Source organism: Paenibacillus sp. 203, from assembly GCF_037027525.1.
GTDB classification, from domain to species: domain Bacteria; phylum Bacillota; class Bacilli; order Paenibacillales; family Paenibacillaceae; genus Paenibacillus; species Paenibacillus polymyxa_B.
This window is the reverse complement of record NZ_JAXCHD010000002.1, coordinates 433,420-450,684: the sequence shown is the minus strand read 5'-3', so window position 1 is coordinate 450,684 and position 17,265 is coordinate 433,420. Positions and strand designations below refer to the sequence as shown.

Genomic DNA, 17,265 nt, shown 5'->3' with positions numbered 1-17,265 from the left:
TTGCTAAATTAATTTCACGTATTTGTACTTATACGCCAAAATTAAAATCATCATCTGTCAGCGGCTCTACATTCATCGCCCGCACATAGCCGTTTCCTTTTTTAGAAAAGAAATCATGCTGCTTAGTGTGGGTGCTGATGCCGTTGAATACAATGGGATTAACTTCTTCTTCTTCAAACAGTGGATCAAAGCCCAAGTTCATCATGGCCTTGTTGGCGTTGTAGCGCAAAAAGACTTTCACATCGTCTACGAGTCCAATAGGAGTGTAAATTTGCTCGGTGTATTGTTCCTCGTTATTGTGCAAGTAGCGCAACAAGCCTACCAGCGTCTGGTAAAGATCACGTTGTTCTTCCTCATCCAATTCTGCATAAATCTCCTGTGCCAGTACACCTACGTACACACCGTGAATACTTTCGTCCCGTAGGATCAAATCGATAATTTCTCCACTGCATGTCAACTTGCCCTGGCCCGCCAGATAAAGAGGGTAGAAGAAGCCGCTATAAAATAAATAGCTTTCTAACAGCACCGACGCTGCCATCGCGAGATACAGGTCTTTCGGTGTGTGGATATTCATATAATACTGACGAATGGTTTCTGCCTTGGTTTGGAGATGGGGATTTTCTTCCACCCAGCGGAATACACCGTCAATTTCTTCCGTGGAAGCTAGCGTTGTAAAGATGCTACTGTATGACTTGGCATGAATTTGTTCCATCATCGCCATAAAGCTTAGTACGGCTTTGCGCTGTAGTCCGTCCACATGCTCCATAATTTGCGGCATACCCACGCCGCCTTGAATGGTATCCAGTAGCGTCAAGCCGCCCAGCACCTTCATGTAGGCTTCTTTTTCGATATCACTGAGGGTTACCCAGGACATTTTATCGTCAGACAACGGGATTTCATCATCCGTCCAAAATTGCATAATGTTCTGGTTCCAGAACATCAGTGTAAAATCATCGTCCGAGCGATTCCAGTTTACAGCTTGTATACCTGTCATTGTTAGCATTCTCCCTTCAGCTTGCGAGATTCCCTGAAAACACACATTGAAATAGTGCAGGCGAATCATCGTATGCTTGACATACGGAAGCTGTATCCGCGAGGGTCTGTCCAGTCCCGTAAAGGTCTGAACCACACGCTGGATACAGCTTCTAATGCAAAGCATCTATATCTATTCAAAATCTAATTTTTATACTACAGCTTGTTACCCTTTATGCTTTAGATGGAGCAGGTGAGGCATTCTTCCACAGACAGCTTTTTGGTGCGTGTGTAGTATAACGATTTAAGTCCTTTGTGTGCAGCGTACAGATAGCAACGTGCTAACTGACGCGTAGTCACGTCACTGTTCACATGAAGCACGGTCGAAATTCCTTGGTCCACGTGCGGCTGGATTTCTGCAATCAGATCAAGCACTTTGAACTGGTCCATTTGATAAGCAGATTTATAGAAGAACACGTTATCCTTTTGCAAATAAGGCATTGGATAGTAGGTCGTCGAATTGGCATAGGTACGGGTTTCAATCTGCTCAACAATCGGCATGACGCTGGATGTTGCATTTTGAATGTACGAAATGCTAGCAGTCGGCGCAATCGCCATACGATAGGCGTGGTACAGACCATTTTTCATCACATCTGCTTTTAATTTGTCCCAGTCCGCTGAAGTCGGAACATAGATGTCTTTGAACAACTCTTGTACACGTGCAGTTGTTGGACGATAATCTGTGTTCAGGTATCGGTCAAAATATACGCCTGTCGCATAATCCGATTCCTCAAATCCATAAAAGCTTTGTCCAGCTGCTTTAGCGATTTCCATACTTTTTTCGATGGAATGATAGTTCATCGTCATGAAGAAGGTACGGACAAAGTCCTTTGCTTCATTGCTTTCATACGCAATTTTGTTCTTGGCAAGATAGCCGTGCAGATTCATAACACCCAGTCCGACGGAGTGCATTTCACGGTTTGCTTTCGCAACACCCGGTGCATTAGCGACTTGGGTCATATCGCTGACCGAGGTGAGAGCAATCATACCCTCGTGAACGGATTCGCGGATTTTGCCATGTTCCATCACATTTACAATGTTCAGAGAAGCTAGATTACAGCTCACGTCCCGGCGGATGGTATCCTGTTGGCCGTAATCTGTAATTTCGGAAGTTTCCTGCAACTGGAAGATTTCCGTGCATAGGTTCGACATCTTGACTTGACCCACGTTTTTAAGAGCATGTGCCTGGTTCGCGTTACTTTTGTTCATGATATATGGATAACCAGACTCCAACTGAATCATGGCAATTTTCGTCAGCATGTCACGTGCGCTCATCGCTATTTTTTTCTTCACCCGATCGTCAGCGAGTAACGTGTCGTACATTTCATCCAAATCCATGTCGTCCAGATGCGTTCCATAGGTTTTGAACACACTGTAAGGAGCAAATACATGCAGCGGTTCGTTATCTTGAGCCAGCTTGTAAAAGCGGTTTGGCACCAGCAATCCAATAGAAAGTGTCTTGAGACGTACTCTTTCGTCAGCATTGATCTTTTTGCTATCCAGGAACTCAAGCACGTCCCATCCGAAAATGTTGTAATAGGCTGCCCCAGAGCCTTTACGTTGCCCCATTTGATCCGCATAGGAGAAGCCGTCTTCCATCAGCTTCAGCACAGGCATAATGCCTTTTGCTGCGCCTTCTACGCCTTTAATCGCTTCGCCGCGTGCCCGCAGTTTCGACAGGTTGACCGCAACACCGCCCCCGATTTTGGACAACTGCATGCAGGTGTTCAGCACATAGTTGATTGAGTTCAGGGAGTCGTCCATTTCGAGCAGGAAGCAGGATACCAATTCCCCACGGCGGCTTTTGCCTGCATTCAGGAAGGTTGGTGTAGCTGGCTGGAGGCGTTGCTCCATCATCGAGCGGGACAACAGGCGTGCCGTATCGGCGTTACCGCGTCCTAAATGCAGCGCGACAGCAGCAACCCGGTCAGGGTAATGTTCCAGATAGACTTTCCGGTCGTTACTCTTCATTGCATAGTCGGTGTAAAACTTGGATGCTGCCATATAGGAAGGAAATTTAAAATTATAGCTATGAGTGATATGGAAAATATCATTAATTTCGTCAGCCGTGTAGCTGTTATAGAAATTTTCGTAATAATCATTCTCAATCATATACAGCACTTGAGCGGCTGTGTCAGCAAACTTCAAACTCCGTTCCTGAACTTCCTTCATAAACTCTGCTACAGCCTCTTGGTCTTTTTCCAATTGGAAAAAGCCGTCTGTATCGCGTTTCATCAACATGTTGTTCAATTCAATATGCCGCAACTCGGCTCACCTCCTGTTTAAAACGCTCTACATCTCCGAACGTTCCAGATAATTCAAATTTACTAATCACGGGGACATTATAATGATCGGCAATCAAATCCGCACTTTTGGCAAATTTCTCACCCCAGTTACGGTTGCCGCTTGCAGCTACACCAACAAGGTTTTGAGCATTCTTTTTCAAAAAGGAAGATACCCTCTCAGGTATCTGCCCAAACCCAGTTGTATATGTAATAAGTACGTAAGGTTCTTCTATAGTCATTTGCTCCTCAATCTGAACCGCTGGAAGCTTGAGCTTGTTTATAAATCTTTTTACATTGCCGGTCTTCGAATCATATGCAATCAGCATGGTATGCAACCTCCTTAAACAATTAACGAAAAAAGAAAACGCATTGCCTGGGATCTATTATAGATGGAATCCCTTGCTGGCTGCGCCATTTAAGATTTTGACTCTATATTTACATGTATTTTCATACCTGTATCTTCAAGATATCGGGCATAAATACGTTTTTTACACTATATTTAGAGTACATTTTCTATTTTATATCTATATATAGTTTTGTCAATCGGTCTAGAGGGGATCAGAGGACCCAGATCGGGTATAAGTCCAAGCGGGGTGCGGAAAAGAGCGAAAGAACTTTTTTTTCGTAAGTATGTTAAAAAAGTATTGGAGTTTTTGAGGGTGAAGATGTACCATTTGTCAATGGGCAATAGAATGGAAAATTTACATTTTACTGTAGAAAGGATGAAGTGAATGGGAAGTGATTTTATGGAATTTCAATCGTTTAATATGATCTTTTTTATCGTATTTGGACTCATTGCTTTTGTAATCATTATGGGAATTGTCAAAACGATAGGAGCAGGCCTGTCCAATCAAGCAGCCGAACGGGTACAACGTTCATGTAAGGTTGTGGATAAACGGACGAGAGTGCGTGGGGGATCAGGCGATTTTTCAGCTTCGACATATTATTATATCACCTTTGAGTTTGACGGGGGTGAGCGTATGGAGCTGGAGGTGAAGGATACGGATTTTGGTATGATTGTGATCGGGGATCGTGGGGAGCTTCATTATAAAGGTACACGTTTTCTGGAGTTTGTAAGAGTAATGGAAGCATAAAGGTGTTGGCGGGGAGTTAGTATTGCCAAAACAAATACATAATTTGGAGGGAAGATTACGATGCCGCATATCATTGGAAAACGAATTGTATTGAGAGAATACCGTCAAGAAGATATACCAGATATCCGAAAATGGGTCAATGACCCGGAAATCACACGTGGTTTAAGCGACGTGTTTATCTACCCGCATTCACAGGTGAATAGCGAATCCTTTGTAAAAATGATGATTGACGGCAACCCCGATATCAAAGGTTTTGTCATTGCGCATAAAGACACACTGGACTATATCGGACAACTGGATTTATTCAAAATCAACTGGGTGAATCGGCACGCCACCCTTGGTGTTGTGATCGGGCGTGACGGTGATCTGGGCAAAGGTTACGGACGGGAAGCGATCCGGTTGCTACAAAAATTCGCATTTCATACGCTGAACCTGCATCGGCTGGAGTTGGAGGTCTATGCGTTCAATGAACGTGCACACCGTTGCTATCTGGCCTGCGGCTTCAAGGAAGAAGGGCGGCTGCGGGAAAAGCTATTCAGGGAAGGGCAATACTATGACATTATTCAGATGGGGATTTTGCGAAGTGAATATGAGGCTGCAGAGCAAGCGACGGAATCCTGAAAGTGCAACCTCATAAGCTATTTTACTCCGTCAGCTTTCTTCAATTTTTTATGAGTGAAATCACGGGGACTACGCTCATCCTATTTCTATTAGCTAAAGGACTTTCTCTGCAAAGTGCGAACTTCTTACTGGTTGTATTTTTTGTAAGTATTTTTTTGTTTGAGATACCCACAGGGGCGATTGCAGATAAGTATGGAAGAAAAATCTCCGTTATTTTGGGACTTTGTTGTTTTCTAGTCTACAGTGTGTTGTTCGTTTGGACACATCATATCGGGGTACTTGTGTTTGCGCAAGTCTTTGGGGGTCTGGCTATATGTTTACAATCAGGTTCGTTAGAATCCTGGGTTGTGGAAAACAGTGATAAGCCCATGGAAGTTCTTTTTACAACCTCTAACAGTATACAGTACATTTCGGGATTTATTTGTGGTCTGTTGGGGGCCTTCCTCGCAACTTTTAACTATTCACTTCCATGGGCGGCTAGCATTTTATCTATTATTGTATGCATTTTTCTATGCTCCTTTTATATGGATGAGGAGAATGTTGCTCATCGAAAGACGTCTACTACTCGCATTAAAACGATTATCGGAGAAAGTGTCCGTATCGGTTTTGAAGATAAGTCTATCTGGATTGTGTTTATGATTGGTTTATTTATCAGCTTTTCGAACTCAGCGGGGAATACATTTCAACAGCCACGTCTGGTTGGCCTTTCCGAACAAGGAATTTGGATTATGGGGTTTATCAAGGCAGGGTATTCACTATGTATGACTTTGGGAAGTTATCTAGTTCGAAAGCTAGGCGCACGATACAGTGATGTACATATACTCGTGTATGCTTGCGGCATGATAGGGGTCTGGCTCATTTTAGCCGGGGCGTTCAACACATTTTATCCTGTATTGCTTACCTTTTTAATCTATGAGATTGGGCGCGGGATGTACCCGGTTGCCAAACAAATTTTTCTCAACAAAAGAATCACGAATGAGTATCGTTCCACATTACTATCTCTGGATTCTGCGATTTCACAATTAGGCATGTGCGTAGGTTTAATCGTGACAGGGATCATCAGTCGAAATTTTACGGATTTGTCTTCCGATCAAACGCCGATTCAAATATCTTGGGTGATGTGTGGCGGGATTGCGTTGATTCCAATCATTTTATTGTTTTACGTCCATCGTGTTTCAGGAAATGTTAATTATTGGAAAGAGAAAGAAACCAAACAGAATATTTAATGTAAAAGTTAATGTAGAAGGGCTGAACAGCATGGTCTGTCAGCCCTATAATATTTCATTAAAAAGCAAGCAAACCTTATTTTTCACCGTACCACAGTTTCAGCCGATTTTGGATTAGGCCAGTATAGATTTCTTCAGCCTTTGGCACACCTGCCTGATCCAGCTCTTGGAGCATGCGGTCATACACAGCGTCGAACTGATCTGGCTTGGCGAGTACAGCTTCAGGAATCCGTTTGCGTACAATGTCCTGCGACTTTTGATAAATAACATTGTAATTCGTATCGGTCGGAACAGGCATGTTGTAGGCAGCACCCCACTCTTTTACCGGAAAATCCTTTTCGTTCGGAAACAGGTCTTTCCACGTCTGGGCTTTGTATGCCTGAAGGGACTCTTTTTCGGCTTGACTATAATTTTCGGTAATCATCTCTGGATAATTGGTTGTGTAATAGTTGCCAGAAGGGTCCTTCACGCTATCGCCATAATGAGGCCCCCATATCCAGTACAAACCGATTCCTGACTCTCTGCTAAAAGAAGCGTTATCAGTGTTTTTACGTTGTTGCACATCCGCCGGAATGACTCGTTTGCCGTTCTCTACGTTGTAATGCTGGCCTTCAATTCCCCAATTACGTAAAATTTGTCCTTCGTCGGAGGCCAGAAAATCCAGAAACTTGATAGCTCGCACCGGATTTTCGCATGAGGTTGTAATTCCGATCCCGGATGCAGTATCGAAGCCAATGGGCTGGAGGGAATGGTCCTCGTATTTCTCATTTAAAGTGACTGGAAAATGGGCGTAAGTGAATTCATCCTTACCTGCTGCCTTGAGCGCATTTTCGGCATCTTGATAGTTCCATTCCTGATCAATGAGTCCGATGACACGGCCTGCGGCGATTTTGGACTTGTACTGATCACTTTTTTGCACAAAAGTATCCTTATCCAACAGTCCTTCATTGTACATATGGTTCAACCAACGGAAATATTCGCGTTCTTCTGGGCGCTTGTAGTGAAGAATGGCTTTGTGTGTTTTAGGATCAATATAATATTCGCCATCGTCGGGTCCACCTGTAGCAGTAACAGCCGGGTTAGTCACTGTAATTTGAATTTTCCAGTCTTCGGCATCAAGTGATAGGGGGATGGTTCGCTGGCCATTGGTGGTAGGGTATTTGGCGACATAATCTTTAAGTGCTTTTTCAAAATCTTGAACGGTGCGGATTTTAGGGTATCCGAGCTTCTTAAGTGCCTGATGCTGAATTTCGAAGCCGGCTTGTGCATCAAACGCGATGTGATCCACACCCAAATTGGTCGGGATCGTATAGATGGCTGGATCTTCACTACTATATTTAATACGATTAAAATAGTCTCCATACACTTTTTTAATGTTAGGGCCGTATTTGTCAATGAGGTCGGTTAAGTCAATGAGTGCTCCGGCATCGACCAACTTGCCAATGTCTGATTTGGGGTACACGAGATCTGGATACTCTCCGCTTGCTGCCATTAAAGCAAATTTTTCCTCGCCTCGACCATTGACAGCATGTTCGGCATTTAGCGTAACACCCGTTTTCTTGATAATTTCCTGCCCGACAGCATCCTTCATGTTGTTCCAGTTAGAGCTAGAATCACCGCCAAAGAAAGTAAGAGTAATGGGACTGGTGTCATTAGGATCTTCCTTTTCTGCCTTACCGTCTGTTCCATTCGCGCAGCCCGTTGTAACGAGCAGCAGCAAAGACAGGAGTAGAATGGAACTCTGTCGTACCGACCTGTTCTTGAACATTTGCAAATCCCCCTTAATAAGTATGATTTACACAATGTAAGTGCTTTCAATAGTAAATTGTAGGAAATAAAGAACCTCACGTCAAGTAATTTATAATTGCTTGTTATGCGGTTTGTTTTTTTATTAAGCAAACATATTTTGGTGGAGGGTGTGGATTTGTACAAATCTATCATTTGATGATCTAAAACAAAGTATGCTACGATGGTACCAGTTTATAGGTACACCCGTGTATTAGAAAGATTAAGGTAGAAAAAGATTCCGAATAGGGTTGGGTGAGAAGATGCGTGGAAAAGTAACGTTGCAAGAAATTGCGGATGCGGCGGGTGTTTCAAAGTTCGCTGTTTCGCGTGCACTGTCAGGCAAACCCGGTGTAAGTGAAGAGACAAGGGCGGTTCTGGTCAAGCTTGCCGCCCAGATGGGCTATTTTCGCAGTCATCCCAAAATGACAGGGGTAGAGCCTCGGGACACAGATACCAGAGAATGGTCGGGTACCGTGCTAGTGTTATTTCCGAATATTAGGTACCAGAACAGGGAATCCAGATACTGGGGGCCTGTATTTGAAGGGATTTCCGAGCGTCTGAACCGTAAGGGTATGGATATGATCACGTTAACGGAGCCCTCGACTGAAGATATGTTTTCTTTACTGAATCCAGAGTCGATTAAAGGGATTATCACGGTAGGGACGATTTCAACTTCATTGTTGCTGAACATTTATCGGATGGGTATTCCGGTCGTCATGGTAGATCATTGGGATTCTGCATTTTTAAGTGATACGGTGTTTACAGATAATCGCACATGCATGAGTGAATTAATGAAGGACTTGCTGTGTAGGGGCTATACCCGCTTTCAGTTTGTGGGTCATATTGATGACGCTCACAGTTTCTACGAACGCTGGGAAGCATATCGTTCCACACTGGAAATGAGCGGAGTAGAATTGCGGCAGATTAAAGCTCTTCTTCACAGGGGAGCGCAAGCGCTTGCTGAGGAAATGGAAAAGTTGTCCGAGGACGAACTGCCTGAGGTTTTTGTATGTGCTAATGATGTGACTGCTGCGCAAGTCGTGGATGTGCTGAAAGAAAAGGGGATTGACGTTCCGAGGCGTTGCGGAGTGACCGGGTTTGACGATACGAATGAACAAATGCCGATTTATGCCACGGTGAGAGTGGATAAGGAATTGCTGGGAATGCGTGCAGTGGACCAGTTGTTATGGCGCATAACGAACCCGAACTCGCCTGTCGAGAAAAAGTTGCTACATGCTGAGCTATTCGTACGGGAAGTTCATGCACCCCGGATCCGTCGGGAAAATGATGACCGTGAGCGTCCCATCAGCACAATCACATATAGTTAATGTCCAGATACGTGTTATGACACCATACACCGTGAAGACGAAGGAGGTCGCTTTTAGCCTGTTTAGGGGCAGAGGGCGACTTTTATTTTGTATTTTGTCATTTGTTCTAAAAAACAATTGACTATTTTGTTAGCTTAATGTTATTTTTGTTATGTTACTGACGAATCCAGATGTTCCCAATCGTGCTTATAGGAGGCTTGTAACGATGGTTAATGTGATAGGGTTGGATGGCTGGAGGTTTAGGGAAGCACAAAGTGATGAGTGGCTCAGCGCGAAAGTGCCGGGTTGTGTGCATACTGATCTTTTACGACATGGCAAAATTCCTGATCCGTTTATTGGTATGAACGAGATGGAGGTACAGTGGATTGATAAGCAGGATTGGATATATGAAGCCCATTTTGAGATAAATGCAGATCAGCTTCAATGTCAATGTGTAGAGTTGGTGTTGGAAGGTCTGGACACATACGCGAATGTAAAAGTGAATGGCCAATATGTCTTGTCAGCCAATAATATGTTTCGGGTATGGAGACAGGATGTGAAGGCAATTGTTCAGCAAGGGGAAAATCGGCTGGAAATCAGTTTTCGTTCTCCGATTGCTGAAGATGTACCCAAGCTGGAAAACTTAGATTATGGACTCCCTGCCCCCAATGATCAGTCCGAGATCGGTGGTTTGTCCGACAAAAAGGTAAGCGTTTTCGCACGTAAGGCTCCCTACCACTATGGTTGGGACTGGGGACCGAGGCTTGTGACGAGCGGTATCTGGAGAGAGGTCCGGATCGAGGCGTGGTCCGGTCTAATCGTGAGAGACTTGTTTATTCGACAGGACGAGGTGAATTCGGTAGGGGCTAAACTCATGGCAGTGGTAGAGATCGAAAATGCAGATGAGATTAGAGATGCCGAGTTGCGTATTTCCGCTGACGGGAAGGTGTGGTCCAAGCCGGTACGGCTGCTGAAGGGGAAGCAGACGGTCGAGCTGGAGCTGGAGATGAAGAAGCCGAAGCTGTGGTGGTGCCGTGGACTGGGGGAGCCGCATTTATATACGTTTGTGGCCGAATTGGTGGAGCAAGAACAAGGAGCTGTAATCGCGGAAAAATCAGTAAAAACGGGACTGCGTTCCATCCGTCTTGTACGTGAACGGGATGCAGCAGGAGAGAGCTTTTATTTTGAGCTGAACGGAATTCCTGTATTTGCAAAAGGGGCTAACCATATTCCGAATGACAGCTTTGTCACTGAAGTTACGATGGAACGATATCGGTATGAAATTGCCAGTGCAGCCGCCTCGAATATGAATATGCTGCGGGTGTGGGGTGGCGGTATTTATGAACAAGACATATTTTATGAGCTTTGTGATGAATACGGTTTGCTCGTGTGGCAAGATTTTATGTTCGCCTGCAGTATGTACCCGGGGGATGAGGATTTTATAGACAATGTGGCACAGGAAGCCGAGGACAATATTAAGCGGCTGCGTCATCATCCCTGCATTGCCTTATGGTGCGGCAACAATGAGATCGATTCTGCATGGGCGCATTATGAAGAGAATGGAGGCTGGGGCTGGAAAAAGGACTACACACCTGAGCAACGGGAACGCCTATGGAATGATTATGAAACACTCTTTCATCGGATTCTACCGGAGGCGGTACACACCTGGTCTGCGCAGACAGCCTATTGGCCCTCCTCCCCGCTGATTGACCTGACCAGAGATCGGAACCAGCATGCCCATCGGTCTTCAACTGTAGGTGATATTCATTATTGGGGTGTATGGCACGCGTCTGAGCCGTTTGAGAATTATCATGTACATGTGGGTCGTTTTATGAGTGAATATGGTTTTCAGTCCTTTCCTGAATACAAGTCTGTTCGTACTTATGCGGAAGAGAAGGATTTGGAGCTGGAATCTGAGGTGATGCTGGCACATCAGAAGAACGATGCGGGCAATCGTCTGATTAAAGAATATATGGAGCGATACATGCGAGAGCCAAAGGATTTTACATGTTTTCTTCACATGAGCCAAATTTTACAGGCAGAAGCAATGAAAGCAGCTATAGAGGCGCATCGTCGTCACAAGCCCTATTGCATGGGAACATTATACTGGCAAATGAATGACTGCTGGCCCGTTGCCTCCTGGTCGAGTATGGACTATTTTGGTCGTTGGAAGGCGCTCCAATATACGGCTAAGCGCGGCTTTGCTGATGTGCTGTTGAGTGCAACAGATACAGAACAGGGGAATAAGGCCCTGCATCTGGTCAACGATACACTAGAGCCGATATCAGGTACGCTGCGGCTGACTCTTTTGCATATTCGTAGCAGCCAGGCAATTCATGAAGAGAACGTTAAGGTAAAGCAACCAGCAGGCGGTGCAGGAATTGTACATATACTGCCTATCGACAAATGGCTGAGTGGCCTGAACCGTGCGGAGCATATGCTGGTCGCGCGTCTAACGCAGAATGGTGAACAGGTGGCCTCTGGTGAAATTTATTTTGCAGACACGAAAGAGATGGATTTACCCCAGGCAAAAATTGAAGTGACAGAGATTCAGGGAAGCGGGGGCAGCAGATTCATGCTGTGTTCGGATGTACTTGCTAGACACGTGTGGTTATCGGCAGAGCAGGAAGGTATTTTCAGCGACAACCATCTGGATCTGGCTCCTGGTATTCCGAAGACAGTGGAATTTTTGGCCATGCGCAACGGTTCATCAGCATTTGTGACAGCTGCGCCGGGTACATTGACAGTACATTCGCTGGTCAATTGGATACAAGGTTAGACAACAGTAAAAGCTTATCCGTCTTTAAGTAGATGATGGATAAGCTTTTTTTTATAATATAAATTTGTTTTATGATATGTAGAGCGTCTTCATAATGTTAATATACATAACAAAAGAGAACTTGGGAGTTAAGTGATAACAGATCATTTGTAAGAAATCAATCTATCTATTTAGCCTCTAACTGTTGGAATATAAAAAAAGCATACGGTCGGCCGAGAACTTGTAGAGGAAATCCGTCAGTTGGGCTTTAGCAGGGTGGAGCTGAACTATAACATTACCCGGGAAATGCTAACGACGTTTGAACCTATGATTGAGCGGGGAACAATGGCATATCGAGTGTGCACAATACATTTCCTCATACACCAGATCCGGATTACGGCACGAATTCCGTTCTGCTCGGGTTTGACGATGAAAGCAAGCGACAACGTGTGATAGAGCTGCTGGTGCAATCTGTGGAATATGCGCATCATTATGGAGCAAATGCGGTAATTGTGCATTCCGGACGCCGGATGGCGAATGGACGGGGTTAGTGACGAAATTTATAAGCCGTTAGCGATATTACGCTAATTCATGCTGCCCGAATATTAAAACTACCGGAGCTACGCCTTTACCTGTGAGTGAAGTTTAAAACACAGTAAGCATCTATTTTTCAGGGATGAAGTCCATTCCCGGAGAACAGATGCTTTTTTGTGTTCATTGATGCAGAGGTAGAGCGCTTCCATTGAGCTTGAAGCCATTGTGGTGTACACTGTCCAGAACAGGTGTAAATTGGAACGTCAGGAAGGCAGGACGGTTACAAGGAGGGAAAGACACATATGTATGCCCGTTTAAGATCGTTAAATTATCCACTAAAACTCTATGTTTTCTTAGCACTGGCCTTATGCTCCGTAATCAGTACATTGTGGATCATTAACGTGCGACTGCCCTCAGGGGGCCGCCCTTATCTTTTTATTTGGTGGAATATGATGTTGGCCTGGATTCCTATGCTGTTGACGTTACTGCTTGATGTAATGTACAGCTCGTGGAGGCGGGGAACGAGGACATTTTTACTCTGGGTTATGGGGGCGGCATGGCTTTTCTTTTATCCCAATACACCCTACTTGATCACAGATTTGCTGCATGTATTCGCCAGATATCCATTTCTCGGGGAGCAACGTTTCTGGGGCAATCCGTACTTTTGGAATCATGTACTGGGAATGCTGCTGGTAGCCGTACTTGGCCTGACAATGGGTTTTGTATCGCTCGAATCCGTACGACAGTTGGTACAACGTGCACGTGGTGGGCTTGTTAGTTGGCTGTTTATGCTGGCGGTACTCTTGTTGAGCAGCTTGGGTATTTACATTGGCCGTTTCTTTCGAGGGAACACATGGGATATTGTTTCTGCGCCCTCTCAACTGTATGCACAGGTATCTTCCATATGGGCAGACTCCTTGCAACGTACTCATTTTGTGGAGTTTAGTGGGATGCTATTCGTCATTTTGCTCGTCAGCTATGTATCCACGATGTGCGTAGTCTGGATGGGGAACAACCGCCAGGACGAATGGCGTCGCTGGTGATTTGATTGCAGCTGAGTGGCTGAATATCATCAAAAAATGTAAAATCAAAGGAGGAATAGCTATAATGAACGGACAGAATCGATCCGATATCCGCGCTGGTCTTCAGGTGGATATTGTGCTTAAAAAGGATCAGTCTACTGGTAAGTTGACGCGAGGAACGGTGAAAGATATTTTGACCAATTCCCCGCGTCATCCGCATGGAATCAAAGTGCGTTTGACAGACGGACAGGTTGGGCGTGTCAAACATATCGTAACGAACGAAGGATAGAGCTTTGGCTGAGGAGGAATGAAGATGAATCAGGCAACGGCATGGTCTAAAAATGATCGCTACCCGCTTGTTTTACTTGTATTGCTGGTGCTTGCCCTCATTTGGTCTTTAATTCGCCCGGCGGATTACTTTACATGGGTACTGGAAGTTCTCCCGGCAGTTTTGGGAGCTGTGCTGCTGGCGGCTTTGTACCGTAGATTTCGGTTTACCAATCTGGTATACACCCTAATCTGGCTGCACGCATTGATCCTGATTGTCGGTGGACATTATACCTATGCCGAAATGCCACTGTTCAACTGGATTCGGGATATGTTCGGACTGGAGCGCAATTATTATGATCGACTTGGGCATTTTGTACAAGGTTTTGTACCTGCACTCATTGTCAGAGAAGTGCTGTTGCGTAAAACGGCCTTGGGAAGCGGGAGCTGGCTTACTTTCCTCACGGTTAGTGTGTGTCTTGCGATCAGCGCTGTGTATGAGCTGATTGAGTTTGCTGTAGCCAAGGCAACCGGAACGGCAGCAGAAGCCTTTTTAGGCACACAGGGAGATGTATGGGATACTCAATGGGATATGCTTCTTGCGTTCATCGGCGCCTTGACCGCAGTGATTTTGTTGAGTGGGGTACATAACAAGCTGCTGAAGCAATTAAGGTATTAGCAGAATTTATTTAACCCGCCACTATCATGCTATCTGAAATTGCCTGTTTTTGAAGGCTACATTCGCGTCATGGGACGGCTGTCGAGGTGTAGGGTTGCTGCGTCCATGTAGCTGGCCAGTAGCCTTTCAAAAATACGGTCCCATGTCTGCTCCAGACTGTAGGCTCTACCCGCTCTGGACATAGCATCACGAAGTGAGGCATCCTCGTACAACAGCTGTACAGCTTTGGCAAAGGCAGCGGAGTCCCCAGCAGGACACAATAGCCCTGTATTTCCATGGATTAGATTATCTTTTACCCCGCCTTCATTGGCACCGACCACAGGTGTACCGCTCGCCATAGCCTCCAGTACAACATTGCCGAAGGTTTCCGTGGTGGAAGGGAAGAGAAATACGTCGGCTGCGGCGTAGAGTTCAGCTAATTCCGGCCCTTTCACAAAACCAAGCCAGTGAACTGCATGCTCCGGCACCCCTAGATCCGCTGCAGTTTTGACCTTATACAATGGACCATCTCCTGCAATGACCAGCACAGAGGCTGCGCGGACGTCATCGGGTAACTGGAGATAGGAATCCAGTAATGTGTCTATCCCCTTTTCCGGTGCAAGCCTGCCTACATACAAAATAACAAATGCATCTGCATGAACGCCCCATTTCTTCCAAACTGCATTACGGTCCACCTTTGGTTGGAATCGGTCAGTATCAATGCCTCTACTCCAGATTTCGAGCTGTCCCATTCCTTTATTGCGCAACAATTCCATGGTTGATTGAGAAGGGACATATACCCTTTCGCAATGTCTGTGAAACCAGAGCATGTATTTCCATAACGCAGGTTCAAGCCAGCGAAGCTTGTAATATTCGAGGTATTTATCAAAATGGGTGTGATATGAGGCGACGAGTGGAATATGGTGTTTGGCTGCGTAGCTTGTTCCATACAGGCCAAGGTTAAATGGAGTAGCGACATGAATCAGATGCGGGGAAAAGGCTGACAGACGCTCGTTGATCTGTTTGGCGTTGGGGATCGCAAGTCTGCATTCCCGGTACAATAAAAAGGGAATACTCCGAAATCGCTCTACACCCGGCCCAGAGGGCAGATGATGGTCTGCCTCCGGTGCGAAGACGAGCGTAGATACTCCATGTGTCTCCAGATAGCCAATCCATCGTTCCAGGGTCAGAGCAGCGCCATTCACGTCAGGCGTATACGTGTCCGTAAATAATGCAACTCGAAGCATGCCTTCATTCCTCCTCCGCCATTCTCATTTATCCTATGACGTTCCAGGGGAGTCCGCTTGGAGGCTCCGGCTTTTATTGTGTCATGATTTTGTTTACGGGCTTGCCGGGTTTTGTAAAAGCTGGCCCGCGGACGGGCGCTTTTCTCGGAACATTCTGTAATAGACGAGGGAGGACAAAATATAGAAAATACCTGTCATGCTAAATGTGATGGCATAGCCCCAGTAGTTTCCATATGTTGTAACCAAATAGGCTTGTACAGGTCCCATACCTGCGGTGCCTAGCATCCAGGTCGTTTGGAGAATGGAGTTGGCAATGCCGCGATTTTTATCTGACACACGTTCGACGAGAATGGCGGTTTGCAGCGGATTGGCTGCATTCATTAGCGCTTGCCTGAATAGAAAGCTGATGGAAGCGATCCATAGCACGTTCGTAAAGCCTGTAATGAGAAGGAAGGGTAGCGAAAGCAGTTGGAAGCCAACTACAGCTCTGACCAGTCCAATCCGGCTGCCGAGGGTAGGCCCGATCAACATGGAGAGGATGGTCATAAGCTGGCCGAGTGCAATCAGTAAACTCATTGCGCTGAGCGATACGGAGAAGCGGTTCGTAAAATACAAATTAAGATACGGGATGACCAGACCTGAACCTAACCCAAGAAAAAACTGGGCAAGAACAAATTGTCCAATAACCCGGCGATCAGAAGCAGCAGCAGGCGTCTCCAAGGCAGGGATATCGGATGTACTGTGCGGTGTATGTACTTGTTCTGTTTCTGTTTGAGGTGAAGATTCGGCAGGAGCTGGTGCTTCTACGGTTGCCGTAGTTTTTGTGATGAACAATAGAGGAATAAAAGCAGTCAATGTTGCCATTCCTCCAAGGAACAGAGCAACCCGCAGACTGGATAGCGGTGTGATTCCCCACGTCTGTAGCCCATCTGCGAGTACGCCACCCCCGAAGCTACCCAGAACCTGGGCTGCCAGTACAAGAGCTGAGTAATAGCTGAATATTTTTAAGCGTTGGGCTTTACTTATGCTTTCCGCTAAAAAAGGCACAGCCAGCACCTGAATAAAGGCGGCGAATACACCTGAGATTACGGCAAATACCAACATGCTTCCGCTGGAATCTGTAAAGGTGCGGGCGAGAAAGGCCAGGCCGCTGAATAATGCGCCGATGACCAGCATATTTTTGCGGCTCGTCCGATCCCCCAAAAATCCGACCGGAATGAACAGCAACGCCGTCGCCAGCGCCTGCATGCTGACCACCCGGCCGTTCATATCATCATCAAAGCCAAGCCCTTGGATATACAGGTTATACAGTACAGAAAACATTCCCGTGCCCATCTGGTACAACAGATTGGCCATAAAAAACAATCGGATATTACGCGGCCACTTTCGGGGCTCTTCTAACATTTTGCTAATCCATGGCACGATG

Annotated in this window: 14 protein-coding genes and 1 pseudogene; 9 read left to right on the top strand and 6 right to left on the bottom strand. The window is 45.7% G+C overall.

Going from position 1 to position 17,265, the window contains the following annotated elements; all coding sequences use genetic code 11:
- Positions 1-28: 28 nt before the first annotated feature.
- The 3 genes from nrdF to nrdI all read right to left on the bottom strand — a co-directional run bounded on the left by nrdF (position 29) and on the right by nrdI (position 3,643).
- The gene (nrdF, locus tag WA407_RS05225) at positions 29-994 is read right to left on the bottom strand and encodes a class 1b ribonucleoside-diphosphate reductase subunit beta (RefSeq protein ID WP_029516760.1); all 966 of its coding nucleotides are present in this window, start codon (positions 992-994) and stop codon (positions 29-31) included.
- Positions 995-1,212: 218 nt separating this feature from the next.
- Positions 1,213-3,297, bottom strand: coding sequence for a class 1b ribonucleoside-diphosphate reductase subunit alpha (gene nrdE, locus WA407_RS05220; RefSeq protein ID WP_165175781.1), 2,085 nt, complete (start codon positions 3,295-3,297; stop codon positions 1,213-1,215).
- Positions 3,284-3,643, bottom strand: coding sequence for a class Ib ribonucleoside-diphosphate reductase assembly flavoprotein NrdI (nrdI, locus tag WA407_RS05215; protein ID WP_016819181.1), 360 nt, complete (start codon positions 3,641-3,643; stop codon positions 3,284-3,286). Before nrdI ends, nrdE begins: the two co-directional genes overlap by 14 nt.
- Before the next feature lie 405 nt (positions 3,644-4,048).
- On the opposite strand from nrdI, the gene WA407_RS05210 reads away from it, so the two are divergent.
- Genes WA407_RS05210 through WA407_RS05200 form a run of 3 tightly spaced genes read left to right on the top strand, consistent with a single transcriptional unit; the run spans position 4,049 to position 6,258 of the window.
- Positions 4,049-4,411 (top strand): DUF2500 domain-containing protein, encoded by a 363-nt coding sequence (locus tag WA407_RS05210; RefSeq protein WP_336076919.1) that lies wholly within the window; start codon positions 4,049-4,051, stop codon positions 4,409-4,411.
- Between the two features lie 60 nt (positions 4,412-4,471).
- On the top strand, positions 4,472-5,032 hold the full coding sequence (locus tag WA407_RS05205; RefSeq protein WP_336076918.1) for a GNAT family N-acetyltransferase: 561 nt from the start codon (positions 4,472-4,474) through the stop codon (positions 5,030-5,032).
- Positions 5,033-5,034: 2 nt separating this feature from the next.
- A complete protein-coding gene (locus tag WA407_RS05200) occupies positions 5,035-6,258 on the top strand; it encodes an MFS transporter (protein ID WP_336076917.1) in 1,224 nt (407 codons plus the stop codon).
- Between the two features lie 76 nt (positions 6,259-6,334).
- On the opposite strand, the gene WA407_RS05195 is transcribed toward WA407_RS05200, so the two are convergent.
- Positions 6,335-8,026: an ABC transporter substrate-binding protein gene (locus WA407_RS05195; RefSeq protein WP_336076916.1), complete on the bottom strand. Its 1,692-nt coding sequence runs from the start codon at positions 8,024-8,026 to the stop codon at positions 6,335-6,337.
- A 280-nt stretch (positions 8,027-8,306) separates the two neighbouring features.
- Between WA407_RS05195 and WA407_RS05190 the strand changes: the two genes are divergently transcribed.
- The 6 genes and pseudogenes from WA407_RS05190 to WA407_RS05165 all read left to right on the top strand — a co-directional run bounded on the left by WA407_RS05190 (position 8,307) and on the right by WA407_RS05165 (position 14,613).
- Entirely contained in the window at positions 8,307-9,374 is a 1,068-nt protein-coding gene (locus tag WA407_RS05190) for a LacI family DNA-binding transcriptional regulator (protein WP_254327877.1), read from the top strand.
- Positions 9,375-9,579: 205 nt separating this feature from the next.
- Positions 9,580-12,132: a beta-mannosidase gene (locus WA407_RS05185; protein ID WP_336076915.1), complete on the top strand. Its 2,553-nt coding sequence runs from the start codon at positions 9,580-9,582 to the stop codon at positions 12,130-12,132.
- 164 nt (positions 12,133-12,296) lie between these two features.
- Positions 12,297-12,635, top strand: a pseudogene (locus WA407_RS05180) (sugar phosphate isomerase/epimerase); the annotation flags it as partial.
- A gap of 312 nt (positions 12,636-12,947) precedes the next feature.
- Positions 12,948-13,688 carry a DUF1361 domain-containing protein gene (locus WA407_RS05175; protein WP_165175775.1) on the top strand — a complete coding sequence of 247 codons (741 nt, stop codon included), beginning with the start codon at positions 12,948-12,950 and terminating at the stop codon, positions 13,686-13,688.
- A 64-nt stretch (positions 13,689-13,752) separates the two neighbouring features.
- Positions 13,753-13,956, top strand: a complete 204-nt coding sequence (locus WA407_RS05170; RefSeq protein WP_254327879.1) for a YwbE family protein — start codon at positions 13,753-13,755, stop codon at positions 13,954-13,956.
- A 24-nt stretch (positions 13,957-13,980) separates the two neighbouring features.
- Positions 13,981-14,613: a DUF2238 domain-containing protein gene (locus WA407_RS05165; protein ID WP_336076914.1), complete on the top strand. Its 633-nt coding sequence runs from the start codon at positions 13,981-13,983 to the stop codon at positions 14,611-14,613.
- Between the two features lie 56 nt (positions 14,614-14,669).
- On the opposite strand, the gene WA407_RS05160 is transcribed toward WA407_RS05165, so the two are convergent.
- Together WA407_RS05160 and WA407_RS05155 are read right to left on the bottom strand one after the other, a co-directional pair.
- Positions 14,670-15,839, bottom strand: a complete 1,170-nt coding sequence (locus WA407_RS05160) for a glycosyltransferase family 4 protein (RefSeq protein ID WP_336076913.1) — start codon at positions 15,837-15,839, stop codon at positions 14,670-14,672.
- A gap of 93 nt (positions 15,840-15,932) precedes the next feature.
- On the bottom strand, positions 15,933-17,261 hold the full coding sequence (locus WA407_RS05155; RefSeq protein ID WP_442952023.1) for an MFS transporter: 1,329 nt from the start codon (positions 17,259-17,261) through the stop codon (positions 15,933-15,935).
- Positions 17,262-17,265 lie beyond the last annotated feature (4 nt).

Excerpts from the sequence above, each read along its gene's own strand:
- nrdF (WP_029516760.1), bottom strand. The coding sequence starts at position 994 with ATGACAGGTATACAAGCTGTAAACTGGAATCGCTCGGACGATGATTTT.
- nrdI (WP_016819181.1), bottom strand. The coding sequence starts at position 3,643 with ATGCTGATTGCATATGATTCGAAGACCGGCAATGTAAAAAGATTTATA.
- WA407_RS05210 (WP_336076919.1), top strand. The coding sequence starts at position 4,049 with ATGGGAAGTGATTTTATGGAATTTCAATCGTTTAATATGATCTTTTTT.
- WA407_RS05205 (WP_336076918.1), top strand. The coding sequence starts at position 4,472 with ATGCCGCATATCATTGGAAAACGAATTGTATTGAGAGAATACCGTCAA.
- WA407_RS05195 (WP_336076916.1), bottom strand. The coding sequence starts at position 8,026 with ATGTTCAAGAACAGGTCGGTACGACAGAGTTCCATTCTACTCCTGTCT.
- WA407_RS05190 (WP_254327877.1), top strand. The coding sequence starts at position 8,307 with ATGCGTGGAAAAGTAACGTTGCAAGAAATTGCGGATGCGGCGGGTGTT.
- WA407_RS05185 (WP_336076915.1), top strand. The coding sequence starts at position 9,580 with ATGGTTAATGTGATAGGGTTGGATGGCTGGAGGTTTAGGGAAGCACAA.
- WA407_RS05175 (WP_165175775.1), top strand. The coding sequence starts at position 12,948 with ATGTATGCCCGTTTAAGATCGTTAAATTATCCACTAAAACTCTATGTT.
- WA407_RS05170 (WP_254327879.1), top strand. The coding sequence starts at position 13,753 with ATGAACGGACAGAATCGATCCGATATCCGCGCTGGTCTTCAGGTGGAT.
- WA407_RS05165 (WP_336076914.1), top strand. The coding sequence starts at position 13,981 with ATGAATCAGGCAACGGCATGGTCTAAAAATGATCGCTACCCGCTTGTT.
- WA407_RS05160 (WP_336076913.1), bottom strand. The coding sequence starts at position 15,839 with ATGCTTCGAGTTGCATTATTTACGGACACGTATACGCCTGACGTGAAT.